At 61.2% G+C, this 13937-nt stretch carries 14 protein-coding genes; 6 read left to right on the top strand and 8 right to left on the bottom strand.

Features of this window, described 5'->3' with window-relative positions; genetic code table 11:
- Window positions 1-13 precede the first annotated feature (13 nt).
- Together AC1DRN_RS10285 and AC1DRN_RS10290 are read left to right on the top strand one after the other, a co-directional pair.
- A complete protein-coding gene (locus AC1DRN_RS10285; protein WP_223457421.1) occupies window positions 14-772 on the top strand; it encodes a DUF899 domain-containing protein in 759 nt (252 codons plus the stop codon).
- A 242-nt stretch (window positions 773-1014) separates the two neighbouring features.
- The gene (locus tag AC1DRN_RS10290) at window positions 1015-1287 is read left to right on the top strand and encodes a DUF2790 domain-containing protein (protein ID WP_223457419.1); all 273 of its coding nucleotides are present in this window, start codon (window positions 1015-1017) and stop codon (window positions 1285-1287) included.
- Window positions 1288-1343: 56 nt separating this feature from the next.
- On the opposite strand, the gene AC1DRN_RS10295 is transcribed toward AC1DRN_RS10290, so the two are convergent.
- The 5 genes from AC1DRN_RS10295 to AC1DRN_RS10315 all read right to left on the bottom strand — a co-directional run bounded on the left by AC1DRN_RS10295 (window position 1344) and on the right by AC1DRN_RS10315 (window position 7445).
- Complete coding sequence (locus AC1DRN_RS10295; protein ID WP_223457417.1) at window positions 1344-2276, bottom strand: LysR family transcriptional regulator; 933 nt, start codon at window positions 2274-2276, stop codon at window positions 1344-1346.
- Between the two features lie 64 nt (window positions 2277-2340).
- Entirely contained in the window at window positions 2341-3291 is a 951-nt protein-coding gene (locus AC1DRN_RS10300) for an aldo/keto reductase (protein ID WP_223457415.1), read from the bottom strand.
- Window positions 3292-3314: 23 nt separating this feature from the next.
- Window positions 3315-4793: an efflux transporter outer membrane subunit gene (locus tag AC1DRN_RS10305; RefSeq protein ID WP_223457413.1), complete on the bottom strand. Its 1479-nt coding sequence runs from the start codon at window positions 4791-4793 to the stop codon at window positions 3315-3317.
- 19 nt (window positions 4794-4812) lie between these two features.
- Window positions 4813-6309: an MDR family MFS transporter gene (locus tag AC1DRN_RS10310; RefSeq protein WP_223457412.1), complete on the bottom strand. Its 1497-nt coding sequence runs from the start codon at window positions 6307-6309 to the stop codon at window positions 4813-4815.
- On the bottom strand, window positions 6309-7445 hold the full coding sequence (locus tag AC1DRN_RS10315; RefSeq protein WP_223457411.1) for an HlyD family secretion protein: 1137 nt from the start codon (window positions 7443-7445) through the stop codon (window positions 6309-6311). Before AC1DRN_RS10315 ends, AC1DRN_RS10310 begins: the two co-directional genes overlap by 1 nt.
- Window positions 7446-7705: 260 nt before the next feature.
- Here AC1DRN_RS10315 and AC1DRN_RS10320 point away from each other — a divergent pair, with 260 nt between their 5' ends.
- Window positions 7706-8332, top strand: a complete 627-nt coding sequence (locus AC1DRN_RS10320) for a TetR/AcrR family transcriptional regulator (RefSeq protein ID WP_223457410.1) — start codon at window positions 7706-7708, stop codon at window positions 8330-8332.
- Window positions 8325-8834 carry a G/U mismatch-specific DNA glycosylase gene (gene mug / locus AC1DRN_RS10325; RefSeq protein WP_223457409.1) on the top strand — a complete coding sequence of 170 codons (510 nt, stop codon included), beginning with the start codon at window positions 8325-8327 and terminating at the stop codon, window positions 8832-8834. Before AC1DRN_RS10320 ends, mug begins: the two co-directional genes overlap by 8 nt.
- Before the next feature lie 164 nt (window positions 8835-8998).
- On the opposite strand, the gene AC1DRN_RS10330 is transcribed toward mug, so the two are convergent.
- Together AC1DRN_RS10330 and AC1DRN_RS10335 are read right to left on the bottom strand one after the other, a co-directional pair.
- The gene (locus tag AC1DRN_RS10330; protein WP_223457407.1) at window positions 8999-10081 is read right to left on the bottom strand and encodes a sterol desaturase family protein; all 1083 of its coding nucleotides are present in this window, start codon (window positions 10079-10081) and stop codon (window positions 8999-9001) included.
- A gap of 77 nt (window positions 10082-10158) precedes the next feature.
- Window positions 10159-10821 (bottom strand): hypothetical protein, encoded by a 663-nt coding sequence (locus AC1DRN_RS10335; RefSeq protein ID WP_223457405.1) that lies wholly within the window; start codon window positions 10819-10821, stop codon window positions 10159-10161.
- Window positions 10822-10972: 151 nt separating this feature from the next.
- On the opposite strand from AC1DRN_RS10335, the gene AC1DRN_RS10340 reads away from it, so the two are divergent.
- Window positions 10973-11344, top strand: coding sequence for a DUF3302 domain-containing protein (locus tag AC1DRN_RS10340; protein ID WP_223457403.1), 372 nt, complete (start codon window positions 10973-10975; stop codon window positions 11342-11344).
- 3 nt (window positions 11345-11347) lie between these two features.
- Window positions 11348-12307: an HlyD family secretion protein gene (locus tag AC1DRN_RS10345; RefSeq protein WP_218431934.1), complete on the top strand. Its 960-nt coding sequence runs from the start codon at window positions 11348-11350 to the stop codon at window positions 12305-12307.
- Between the two features lie 132 nt (window positions 12308-12439).
- On the opposite strand, the gene AC1DRN_RS10350 is transcribed toward AC1DRN_RS10345, so the two are convergent.
- Entirely contained in the window at window positions 12440-13480 is a 1041-nt protein-coding gene (locus tag AC1DRN_RS10350; protein WP_223457402.1) for a GGDEF domain-containing protein, read from the bottom strand.
- Window positions 13481-13937 lie beyond the last annotated feature (457 nt).

Raw genomic sequence — 13937 nt, forward strand, 5'->3', positions numbered from 1 at the left:
GGAGCGTATAACGATGAACACGCACAATACCGCGACCCGGGAACAATGGCTGGCAGCACGTCTGCAATTGCTCGAAGCGGAAAAGGCCCTGACCCGGCGCAGCGATGAAGTGGCCAGGCAACGCCAGGCATTGCCATGGGTTCGCCTCGACAAGACGTACCGCTTCGATACCGACGACGGCAGCGCCACCCTGACCGAGCTCTTTCAAGGGCGCTCGCAACTGCTGGTCTACCACTTCATGTTCGGGCCCGACTACACAGCCGGCTGCCCGTCCTGCTCAGCCATCGCCGATGGCTTCGACCCCGTTGTCATCCACCTGGCGAACCACGACGTGACCCTGATGGCGATATCCCGCGCACCTTTGGCGAAACTGCAGGCCTACAAGCGCCGAATGGGCTGGACTTTCCCCTGGGCTTCGGCCGCCGACAGCGACTTCACCGCCGACTTCAACGTTTACTTCACCGAAGCGCAGCAGCGTGAAGGGCTGGTCGAGTACAACTATCAGCGCGGCGGGCATGCGATGGACGCCAGCCAGATCCCGGAACCGGTGAAACAGTTCGCCGCGACCTGTGGCACCGATGCGCCGACCTATACCCGCGACAGGCCAGGACTGAGTACGTTTGTGCTGGAAGACGGCGAGATCTATCACACCTATTCCACCTACGCCCGGGGCCTGGACGGATTGTGGGGCATGTACCAATGGCTCGACCGCGCGCCCAAGGGGCGCAATGAAACGGGGCCCTGGTGGCGTCGGCATGATGAGTACCAGTGAGCGCCAGCGGTGTCACTGACCGCCGATGAAGACGTCCGCCGGTTTGTCCACCGGCGCCGTCTACGAATTCCCCTCGATTCATGAGCGATCCGGCAACAGTGTTTATCCCGCGAGCCGATATTTGCGCCCCCGCCAAACGCCTAATATCGGCTCTACCCAAGTGAGCAAACCCAATCAGATGCAACCCGCTCACAAGGCTGAACACCCTTGCAGGACAACGCTTCAACCACGAGGTGAAGATCATGAAACTGTTGAACATCGCACTCTTTGTTGCCCTTGGCGCCGCCGGTGCCCAGGCCTTTGCAGACGACAACCACTCCACTGCCGCCACCGGCCAAACGCCGCTTGAAACCTACACATACGGCACCAGGCTCGATATCAAGCGCGTCATCGAAGTATCGGAAGTCGCCGATGAATGCGGACCGGTCCCGGCGCGTATGACCTACGAAGATTCCCAGGGTCAACGCCGCACCATTGAATATCAAGTCATGGGCACCGGATGCTCGAACGGTTGAACATTGTATGGACGATGGAGGGTCGACACTCCATGCGTACAGCGCCAGCCACATCGCTACACAGATGCACCGACAATTTTTTCATCAGAGGCAAGCAAACCCGGAATGGAATGCTTCAGAAATTCCACCCAGGTTTTTATTTTAGCATCCACGAACTTGCGTGACGGGTAGATCGCAAACAGGTTCAGCTCCTCCAGCCGATACCCCGGCAATACCCGCACCAAAGTCCCCGCCCGCAGGCCCTCGACGGCCGAAGCAATCGGTTGAATGCCAATCCCCATCCCGTTCTTGATCGCGAAAGTCATGGCGTCAGCCGTGTTGACGTGAAAGGGCGACACCGGTGTGCTGAACGTTTCTATCCCCTGCGGGCCTTCAAATACCCAGTTCTGCGCCGGCATGACCGTGTTGACGATTCGCAGGCAATCATGGCCGCCAAGCTCACCCGGCGACTCGGGAATCCCTCGTTTGCTCAGGTACACCGGCGAGGCGCAAAGGATGCTGTAGGTGATACCCAGCCGCTGGGCGACAAACCCGGAATCGGGCAGGTCCCGCGCCAGCACGATCGACATGTCATAGCCTTCCTCCAGCAAATCCGGCAGCCGATTGGTCACGGTCAGGTCAAACAGAACCGAAGGATAGGTTTCCCGGTAGCGGGCAATGGCGCCGATCACGTAATGATTGCCAATGGCCGACATGGCATGGATTTTCAGCCGGCCGGCGGGCATGACCTGAGCCGTGCCCGCCTCTTCATCGGCCTCGCGTATGTCCTGCAGAATCCGCTCGCAGCGCTGCAAATAGCGCACGCCGGCTTCGGTCAATGCCAGGCGCCGGGTGGTGCGGTTGATCAGCCGCGTTTGCAGCCGGGCCTCCAGGCTGGAAACGGCTTTTGAAACGTTGGTCGTGGTGGTGTCCAGCATCGCGGCCGCTGCCGTGAAGCTGCCGCTTTGGGCGACCGCCGCGAAACAGCGCATGGTCTGGAACACATCCATCGTTTTCACCTCAAGGGGTCAGCAAACAGGACGGCCTTATGACAGACCGCCCTGGCGTCAGGCATTACTTTTTGCGCGGAATGAATCCAGGCACACCGGTTTCAACCACCGAGTTGAAGCGTATACGGGTTTTGATGTCTTGCTGAATCTCCACCATGGCCCTGAGCGGCAAGGTCGAGATATCGATGTTTTCCCGGATATGGCTCGGCGTTGCCGAGGTGGTCAGGAACGCCACCCCACGTTGTACCGACCAGGCCAGCGCCACCTGGGCCGGGGTTTTCTGCACACGCCGGGCAATGCCGGTAAGCACCGGGTCCTGCAGCACATTCGGTTCCATGCCATGCCCCAGTGGCGCAAACGCCAGCAGGATAATCCCGTGCTCTTTGCAGAATTCCAGCAACTCCCACTCCGGCAAATAAGGGTGGGACTCGACCTGCACCACGGCGGGTTTTATCCGGGCGTCGGCAACCAGCGCCTTCAGCGCCTGCAGCGTGATATCGGACACACCGATGGACCTGGCCCGCCCCTCATCCACCAGCCGCTCAAGCGCCCGCCACGTCTCGATCAACGTCACGCCGTTGTCGTAGATGACGTTGCCCTGCTCGTCCCTCGGGTCCTGGTTGTCGCCGGGTTGAAAGGCAAACGGCGTGTGGATCAGGTAGCAGTCGATGTAGTCCACTTGCAGGCGTTGGCAACTGGCTTCGAACGCGGGTTCGACGCGCTCCGGGCGATGGTTGGTGTTCCACAGTTTGGTGGTGATGAACAGCTCTTCGCGCCGGACTTTGCCAACCTCCTGCACTTCCTTCAGCGCAACGCCAACCTGCGCTTCATTGCGATAGCGTTCGGCACAATCGAAATGGCGGAAACCGGCCGCCAACGCCTCCTTCACCGCTTCAGTCGTGGTGGCGAGATCGCGGAACAACGTACCGAACCCAACCGCCGGCATCTCGACCGCCCCATGGTTGAGCAGGAATCCGGTATCGCGCAGTCCGTCGTGAAAGGCTTCATAAGTCATGTCATTACTCCAGGCCGCAGCCATTATTGATACGAAGGTTTCTGCCCGTCGCCGGACGCCACGCGTTGCTCGAAGGCACCGACGGAGTTGCCGCCCAGCGCAATGAACAGCTGCACGGAGTCGAGGTACTGCGCGGTTTGCACGCGGATCTGTCCCAGCAGTGCCTGCTCGTAGGCACGCTCCGCTTCCAGGACCTGGAGAATGCTGTTCTCGCCTTGCGCGAAGGCTTGCTGGTTCAACTGCAAACTGGTTTCGGCCGCGCGCAATGCGTCGGTCTGGGCCTGGTGTTCCTCGGCGTCATGGTTGATCGCCTGCAAGGTGTCGGCGACCTGCCCGAACGAGGTAATGACCGTCTGCTGGTAACCGGCGAGCGTCGCCTTGTAACCATCGACGGCTGCCTGTTGTTCGGCCTTGAGCGTTCCGCCATCAAAGAGCGGTCCGGCCAGCCCCGCCGCGAAACCCCAGAGTGCCGCGCCGCCATTACCGGAAGCCGCCTGCGCCAGGGACGCGGACAGCGTGACGTGGGGATAGAGATTCGCCGTCGCCACGCCCACCGCTGCGCTGGCCATGTGCAGTTGCGCCTCGGCTTGCAGCACATCCGGCCGGTCGTGGGCCATTTCCGAAGGCAGACTCACCGGCATGTTCGACGGCAAGGCAAACTCGCCCAAGTCGAAGTCAGGAGCGATCCAGTCCGCCGGTCCCTTCCCCGTCAGGATCGACAGCGCGTGGCGTGCGGCATCGCGCTGCTGAGCGAGGGGCGGCAACAGCGTGCGGTCCTGGGCGAGACGGGTCTCGGCCAGCGACACATCGATCTGCGTGGTGCTGCCATTGAGGTGGGCCATGCGCACCAGCTCAAGGTTCCTCGCGTCATTGGCCAGCAGCTTTTCCACGGCCCGTATCTGTGCGTTGGCGGAGGCCACCAGCAACGCCTGGCTGGCGACGTTGCCGGTCAACGTCAGGTACGCCGCTTCGTAACGGTGTTTTTGCAGCTCGGTAAACGCCTGCTGCTGTTCGACCAATCGCTTGTTGCCGCCGAACACATCAAGGTCGAACCCCACCCGCGGCCCAATCGCATAGAAATTGGCGATGGAGGGTTCCCTGGTGTTGTGCAGCCGTTGACGACCGGCCACGGCAGCGAAATCGACCTGCGGATACAGCGCACCCTGCGCCGCAGCCACAGAAGACGCGGCTTGCCGGATCGTGGCATCGGCGGCCACCAGATCCAGGTTGCCGTCGATGGCACGACGAACCACGTGGTCGAGCTTCTGCGAGCGAAAGGCCGTCCACCAGTCACCACTGACCTTCCTGCCGAGGTTGATGCGAGGGTTGCCACCCTGGGCCAGACGCTGCTCGGCCTGTGGGTCATAGTGCTGCGACGCACTCGCCGCTGGTGCCTGATAGTCGGGGCCAACGGTGCAGGCCGTCAGGAATGCAAGCAGCGACAACGCCGCGAATTTCGTTTGCAGCAGATAGCGGTTGATGACCAGCGCATAAGAATTCATTTGGCACTCTCCACGAACACTAATTGGCCGCAACGGGCTTGCGAAGGAACAACACCAGCGGGCTCACCACCAGCATCACCACCATCAGGATCTTGAACTGGTCGATCACGGCGATGAACGCGGCCTGGCCGGTGATCATTTCGTTGAGCCCGCCCAGCACCTGCAACGGCGCCGAGGTCAGCGAATGCGCAGCGGCGCGGTACGGCGTCAGGTGGCTGGCCAGCGCCATGTGCAGCGCCTGGGTGTTGTTGAAGAAGAACAGTTGCACGATCGCCACGCCCAGCGTGCTGCCGTAGACCCGGGCCAGGTTGAACAGGCCGGTGCCTTCGGGGCGCAGCGTGGGGTCGAGCGTACTGAACGCGACTTTGCTCACCGCGGGCATCAACATGCCCAGGCCCGCGCCCTGGATCGCACCGGCGACAGCCACGGGCCACTCGTCCATCAGCGGCGAATAACCGAGCATCAGCCAGTTGGCATACACCACGATGGCGATACCGGCCGCCACGAAGAGGCGCCGGTCGAAGCGCTCGGGCAGCCGCCCCATCAACAGAAAAGCGCCAACCAGGCCCACCCCACGGGGAATGGTCAAGGCGCCGGTGGTGTCCGGCGGGTAGCCGAGAATCTCGTCCAGCATCGGCGAGGTCAGGGCCATGGTCGACAACAGCACGAAACCGAGGGCGAAAAAGATCACCGTCGACAACACGAAGTTGCGGTCCTTGAGCAGGCGCTTGTTGAGGAAATGCACCTTCGAAGTCAGCACATGCACCGCGAACAGGTAGGCCCCCAACGCAGCCGCCACGGCTTCGAGCCAGATCTCGGGCGAAGCGAACCAGTCCAGGCGCTCCCCCCGGTCGAGCAACATTTGCAGGCTGATCAGGCCGAGGGTGAAGGTGCCGAAGCCGAAGAAATCGAACGCCGGAGGTTTCTCGGCCTTCTTCTCGGTCAGCAACAGCGCCGCCACCAGGAAGATAAACGCCGACAGTGGCACGCTGAGGTAGAACATCGGCCGCCAGCCAAAATGCTCGGCGATCCAGCCACCGATACTCGGGCCGCTGACGATGCCGAACAGCACAATGGCGGTCCAGCTCGCGCCAAACGTTGCACGCTTCTGAAGCGGCAAGGTTTCCATGGCAATCGCCATCGACAGCGGCGCCAGCACGCCACTGGCGATGCCTTGAATGATGCGCGCCCCCACGAACTCCAGTGGCGTCGTCGCTGCCGTGGCGAGCAACAAGCCAAGGACAAACACCGCCAGCGCCGCCTGATACACGAACTTCAAGCCAAAGCGCCCGGCCAGCCACTGCGCGACCGGCATGCTGATCGCACTCGCGGCCAGGTACGAGGTGAAAATCCACCCAGCCTGATCGTCGCTCATCGACAGGCTGCCCTGAATCAACCTGAGTGCCGCGTTCGGCAGCGGCAGGTTCGCCGACTGCATGTAGGTCGCCAGCAAGGCGGCGAACCTGAGCGAGCGCGCGCCCTCCCCACCGGGGCTTACCATCGATTGGGTATTCATCAGAAGTTACCTGCGGTCAGTAACGCCTTGAGTGGGTGCCACCAGGGGCTTTGAAACCGGGTATTGATCCGCACCGTGGCGCTGGTCCCGGAGAACAGCGGCAGCGTCGGGTCCACTTCGTCGAGCTCGAGCCGTACCGGTACCCGCTGCGTGACCTTGACCCAGTTGCCGGTCGCATTTTCCGGCGGCAGCAGCGCGAAATCCGACCCGGCCCCCGGGCTCATGCTGGTGACGTGGGCCTTGAACACCCGATCCGGGTAGGTATCGATGCGGATGGTGGCTTCCTGGCCCGGGCGCATGTGGGTCACGTCGGTCTCGCGGAAGTTGGCCTCGATCCAGATCTCGTGACCGGACAGCAAGGCAAAAGCCGGCGCGCCGTTGTTCACATGGTTGCCCACTTGCAGGTCGTCGACCTTGGCCACGATGCCATCCTGCGGCGCATACACCGTGGTGTACGAGAGGTACAACTGCGCCTCGTCGAGCTGCGCCCTGGCCTCGCGAACCGTCGGGTGACTATCGGCATCGATGTCCGGATTGCCGTTCAAGGCGACTACGGTACTGGCGATCTGTTGTTCGATGGACACAATCCGTTGCCGCGCCACCTTCACGTCGGTGTCGGCCCGTTCGTAAATCGATTTCGACACGAACTCGGAGGCGACCAGGGCTTTCTTGCGGGCAAAATCCTTTTGGTCGAAGTCAGCCGACTCTTTCGCCGATTGCAGTTCCGCCTGTTGCTGGCGATAGCTGGCCTTGAGCCCATCGATACGCAGGCGCGCCACGCCCAGTTGTGCTTGCGCGCGGTCGACGGCGATCTGGAATGGTTTCGGATCGATCCGGAACAGCACCTGGCCCTTGTGGACCGGCTGATTGTCTTCGACGGCGATCTCTACCACTTGCCCGGAGATCCGCGCATTTATCGACGCCTTCGCCACCCGGGCGTAAGCGTTGTCGGTCGAGACAAAAGCCTGCCCCGACACGTAGTGGGCATAGCCCAACGCTGCGAAGAGGATGGGAACACCCACCATCAGCCAGGGGCGCAACCTCTGTTTCAGTGGTTTGTCGATACGCGAGTCAGCCGGGTTTGGGCCTGGGTGCTCGAAGGTCTGCGAAGCCGGGATATCGAACGCTTTGGTCATGATCGAGTTCACCTTTAGCCGGGTAATCGGGCCGGCGTCGGCAACAAGCGCCGGCGGCCCGCAGGTCAATAAATGTCGTAAGGAAGCAAGCCCGTGCGCGGCCGGAAGGATCGCTCCCGGCGCGTCGGTTTCGTCGCCGCAACACTCAGTTCGCGCTCGGCTACAACAAACCCTGGAACAAGGAATTTCTGATTCCTTAATTTTGTGCGATGGTGTAAGAATATCCCTCGACCCATCCTCCGACAAGGATTTTGTACGACATGGCACAAAATAAATCGACAGAGGGCAAAGTCCGCGGCCGCCCTCGCGCCTACGACCCGCAGACAGCGTTGCAGCAGGCACTCGGGGTGTTCTGGAACACCGGCTATTCCGGCGCGTCGCTCGACAGCATCGCCACCGCCGCCGGGATGAATCGCCCCAGCCTCTATGCAGCATTCGGCGACAAGCACGCGCTCTATATCAAAGCGCTGGAGCAATATTGGGAGTTTGCCGCGGCGTCCATGCACGAGGCGCTGACGGACCTGGAGCTGCCGTTGGCCGAGGCCTTGCAGCGTTTCTACGAGGGGCAGTTATCGATTTACTTCTCGGGTGACGGCCAGCCCCGGGGTTGCTTCGCCATCGGCACGGCAACCACTGAAGCCGTCGAGGACCCGGAAATTCGCGAGGTGTTGTCCGACCGGTTGAGCCGGCTGGATGCCGATCTGGAAGTTCGCCTGCAAGCGGCGAAAGAGGCTGGCGAGTTGAAAGGCGACGCAGACCCGGCGGCCCTGGCCGTGCTCGCCTCGTCTCTGCTGCACAGCATTTCGATCCGTGCCCGGGCCGGTAAATCCCGAGCCGAACTGACAGCGTTGGCACGCCAGGCGATCAGAGTGATCTGCGGTGAGTGAAAAACTCGAAGATATCCTCGCCGGGCAATTGGCCGTGATCTTCTGCGGCATCAACCCCGGAATGACGGCCGCCGCCCAAGGGCACCATTTTGCCGGGCGCGGCAATCGTTTCTGGCGCACGCTGCATCTCGCCGGGTTTACCCCAGAGCTTGTGCGACCGGAAGACGATCGGACGATCTTGAGCTATCGATGCGGATTGACCGCGGTGGTGGAACGGCCGACGGCCAGTGCGGATCAGTTGGCCCTGCGCGAGTTCACCGCCGCGGCAGCGGCCTTCGAACAGAAAATCGCACGCCATGCGCCGCGCTTCGTGGCGTTTCTGGGCAAGGCGGCGTATGGCGCGCTGTCCGGTCAGCGCGACATTGCCTGGGGCCTGCAAACCAAAACCTTCGGCAATGCCTCGGTCTGGGTCTTGCCCAACCCCAGCGGAAGAAATCGTGGGTTCAGCCTCGAGCAACTGGTCACGGCCTACCGCGAACTGCGCCGGGCTGTCGACGACTGATAGCGGGTGCAATCATGTCGGAGGAATCGTCGCGAGCATACCGATCAGGATGGTCAACAGCAGAAAACCGCCGAGAAAAATCGTCATCTTGGCCATGGGGCCTCCCACACTATGAATTGGCGGTACAGGGGCGGCGTGCGCCGCCCGAACACCGTACCGAAGACTTATTGTGGGCTGGCGGCTGTATCCGTTACAGAGGCAGATTGCGCTGAAAAATACGGATCAGATCCGCTTTCAGGCTGTGCTTTCGCGCGTTTCCCAGAGAGGAGTTTGCGCGCGATGTCGACAAAAGGCGTGACGATCAATCCCCGCAGCGTCAGGTAACGCTCGTGATCCTGTTCCCCGGTGCCGTATTGAATGGCCTCGGGTGTGGACCGGGTGACGTACAGCGTACCGAACATCCAGTCCCACAGTGACAGATTGATGCCGAAGTTCTTGTTGAAGTGTCGCGGCGCATCACTGTGATGAATCTGGTGTTGTGCCGGGCTGCTCAGCACCCGCTCAAGCACCGGCCCGAAGGAAAACCAGACATGGCTGTGACGCAGGTTGGCCGCCAGGCTATTGAAGATGAACACCACGTAGGTCACGCCAAACAGCGTATAGCGGCTGATCTCCCCGCCGCAGGCGTACCAGAAGACACCGGCAAAGGCGCCGACGCAGATGATGTCGGTGAGTTTTTCGACCACTTCTTCCAGAAAGTGCACCCGACTGGCCGTCGCCGGCACCAGCACGGGCGCCGAATGATGGACTTTGTGGAAGGCCCACAGATACCGCGAATGAAAGGCGCGATGGCCCCAGTAATGGCTGAAATCCTTGACCAGGAATACACCCAGCCCATAAAGCAGGGTCAGCGCCAGGTGCTCCTCCACTTGCGTGCGCGCGCCCCACAGGTGGGTGAAAAACGCGATGTAGTCCGCTGAACGCAAGACATACGGATCGACCAGGCCGACGATGGGCAGCACCAGGGCAACCTTGAGGATGGCGAGTACGAAGTAATAACGGTAGTCGAGCAGCGCCGAGCGGTGCAGGTAAACCCGGCGACCGCCGATGAACTGGCCGAACGTGCGCACGTCGGTCAGGCCCCGGGATTTGCGCCAGCGGAACAGGCAATAAGCGACGCCGTAAGACATGCAGAGAAAGGATAGACCGAGTCTGCCGTTGAAGTCGAAAATGCCCAGGAACTGCCGGGTGACCGGCTCGATCACCCACTGGGATAAATAAAGATGGATAGTGACAAGAACATCCATACCAGGCTGCCCGACGTAAATGGAAGGGCAATACTAAATGAGAATGAGTCTTTAGTGTGTTGAATTACGACCAGCTGTCAGCCACCCAGCGCAATGATTGCCAGGATCAGCACGGCCCCCGTGGCGGCCATGATCACCCCACCCTGCCATTGCGTGGCGCCAGCGTATCTGGCGAGCATCCAGCCGGCGATGAACAGCACCACGAGGCCCACCAGGTTGGACAGGCGGATGGCGAGTGCCGTCTGATCGAGCAGTATGAACGGCACCACCAGCGGAAATGTCGAGCACACGACCAACAGGAAAACACCGAGAGCACCCTTGAAGTCGTTCCAGCCAAGGCCCGCCCTGGTCGGCAAGGGGGGCTGCTCGAGCAGTTGACGGCGCAACAACTCCAGGCCTTCGCTGCCGGCCGCCGCCGCCAATTGCACCGGCAACACTTGCGCAACGAGTGCCTGACCGGCCGCGGCGTCCGCGCCATTGCGCAAGGCGAGGTACAGCTTGATCCTGCGCGTGCGCTCGACCAGTGCGCGCAACAGGTACATGACCGCATCGGCCAGTCCCCAGGCGAGATTGCAACCGAGTGCGGCAATCATCATCGTGCGTTCGGCTGCCTGATCTGCCGTGGCCACGCTGATAGTGCCGGTGAACGTCATGGCCATCAGCAGGCCGAAGATCACCTCGGTAATGCGCTCGACGGGGTCAAGTACAGGCGCCCTTTCGAATTGACCAGTGGTTTGCATGATTTCACCTCGCCCGGGTTTGCCTGCACGATATCGGTCAACGCTTCGGCCAGGCACGGGTTGCTCAAGCTGGGTATCCGCGTCCCCGTCAAGTGTAGATTGAACGGCTACACTCATGCGCACACGTCACCTGTTTCAAGAGGAGTGATTCATGCTTGATTACTTCGCGCTGGGCCTGCTGATCTTTGTCGGGCTCATCTTGTTCTACGGGGTCATCCTGCTCCACGACATCCCCTATGAAATTGCCGTCCACCGCAACCACCCCCACCAGGATGCGATCCATGCCACCGGCTGGGTCAGCCTGTTCACCCTGCACGCGCTCTGGCCGTTCCTGTGGATCTGGGCGATGGCCTATCGAGAGGACCGGGGTTGGGGTTTCAGTGACGGACATTCAGCAAAAAGCCATGTGGTTCACCTCGAACAACAGGTCGCCGAACTGCAAGGGCGGATCGAGCGCCTCGAGGCGGCGACCGGCACTGCACCGGGCAGGCTGCCAACGGACAATCTCGGCGAGGGCATCTGAGCCATGGATCTTTTACTCATTCTGACGTATGCCGCACTCTGCGTTGCCATCTTCAAGATCTTCCGCATTCCCCTGAACAAATGGACGGTGCCCACAGCCGTACTGGGCGGGATCGTGATCATCGGCGCACTGATTTTCACGATGAACTACAACCACCCCTACTCCGAGGTGGCGCGTTCCTATTTCGTATCGGTTCCGGTGATACCCGTGGTCAGTGGCCAGGTAATCGACGTGCCAGTGCAGGCCAACCAGCCCCTGGAAAAAGGCGATGTGCTGTTTCGCATCGATCCCACGCCTTTCGAATACCGGATGAAATCCCTCAAGGCACAACTGATTGCCGCCCAGGCCGATCGCGCCCGGATCACCGAGCTGATCAAGCGTAATTTCGGCACCCAACGGGAACTGGACATTGTGGTCGCGCGCAGTGATGACCTGAAGGCACAACTGGACAACGTACAGTACGAACTCGACAACACCACCGTCCGCGCGCCGAGCAAGGGCTTCGTCACCCACGTTTCGTTGCGTCCGGGCATGATGGCGACCAAGTTGCCGTTGCGCCCCTCGATGGTCTTCATTCCCGCCGAAGGGCATTACTTCGCGGCGTGGATGCGGCAGAACAGCCTGTTGCGCCTGACCGAGGGCGACGAGGCCGAAGTCGCTTTCGATGGCATTCCCGGAAAGGTTTTCGAAGGCAAGGTCAAAACCGTGGTTTCGGTCATCGCCGAAGGCCAGGTCCAGCCTTCGGGCACGCTGCTCGGCTTCACCGGCTCACCACCGGCCGGCCGGGTCCCGGTGGTCATTGAAATCACCGATCCCGACTATGCCCAGTACGCCGACCAGATGCCCGGCGGGGCCTATGGCCAGGCGGCGCTGTACAGCCAGCATTTCCATCACATCGCGATGATGCGCAAGATCCTTCTGCGCATGGCGGCGTGGATGAACTACATCTTCCCGTTCCACTGATCCGGCAGCGACGGCAACTGACTCAATCCTTGAATGGGGTCAGTTGCCGGTTCAGCGAACCGGCCTGGGAACGTTGCCAGGTGCGCAAGGTGTACTCATCCTCGGCCAAATCGCACCCACCGCTACGTCAGGCTACTGACGTACCTGATTACGCCCGTTGCGCTTGGCCTGGTACAGCGCATCGTCGGCACGGGTCAGCAGGGTTTCCGGCGTGTCACCGGGTTTGGCATGAGCCACGCCGAACGACGCGGTGATGGTGTCCAGCACCGTGTCAGTACCCCGGGCCTTGACCCGCAGCGACTGGATTTTCAGGCGCAGGCGCTCGGCAAAAGCACCGGCGGCTGCCAGATCCGGGCAATCCTTGAGCACGACACAGAATTCTTCACCACCGTAACGTGCGGCAATGGCCTCGGCCGGCAGCGAGTCTCGCAGCACTTGGGCGACATGTTGAAGCACGCGGTCACCCAAGGGATGGCCGTACTGGTCGTTGAAGTGCTTGAAGTGGTCGATATCCAGCATCACCAGTGCCACGCCGGTCGCCGCGTTGTTCATCGCCTGCTCGAGCTTGCGATTGAAGGTGGTGCGGTTGAGCAATTCAGTCAGGCCATCGAGGGTCGCGGCCAGTTGGGCGCGCTCCAGTTTGTCCCGCAGGCTTTTGATTTCATGCTGCGCCGACTGCAACTGGGCGAGGAAATGCTCCTGCTGCCCCTGCATCAGCCGGGTGCTCTGTTGCAGCTGGATCAGGATGCTCGGCAAGTGCTCGCTGGCGGGCTCTTCAAGCATTTGCAGGTATTGGCCGAGGCTGGCCTGGAAGTTCTGGTTGCCTTTCACGCTGCGCGAAACATCGCGCTCCATGTCGTCGACCAGGTTGATTGCGTCCTGCTGCCCGGAACGGACATCCGCCAGCTCATCGCGGATGATGTACTCGCGAAACAGTTTGGTGGCCGACTCCGGCGGGAAATAGTCGAAGTCGTTGACCAACCGGTCCAGGTGCCGATTGAGCTCCGGCTCCTGGCCTTTGCTGTAGGTGTACCAGAGCGCGTAGTGCACCGGGTTGGGCGCAATGTTGTGACGAACCATCAGCGGCACTGCCTGCTTGAGCAACGCCGCCGCCTCGCGGGAGTCTTCTGGATACAGCGCTAGAACAGTCGCACGCGTGTCTGATTGGCTCATGGTTTCACTGTGGTTGTTATCATTGGCGATTGGCAAACTCGCTGAGCATAGCCATACGCCCGACAAACGACCATCCCGAATTACACAATCATTTCAACCCGGTACGCCGGCCCCACAGGCCCGATCTACTGTTGGTCGGCATCAAACCGGCCATGTTCTGGCGCCGACGGTACGCGGTATCACGATTCGCCAGCCAGCTTTTGGTGGGAGCAAGCCTGCTCCGGGCGGCGTTCCGACGATGACGGTGTATCAGCCAACGACGATGTTGAAGCTGATGGCCTCATCGCGRGCAAGCTCGCTCCCACAGGGGGCCTGCGTTTTAACTGACTACCATCACCACTGCACGAGGGCGGCAAAGCTTGCACCCGAGGTAATGCACCATGCTTTTTTGTGGGAGCGAGCTTGCTCGCGATGAGGCCATCAGCTTCAACATCTTCGTTGACTGATACACCGCCAT

The organism is Pseudomonas sp. P5_B3 (assembly GCF_056400405.1).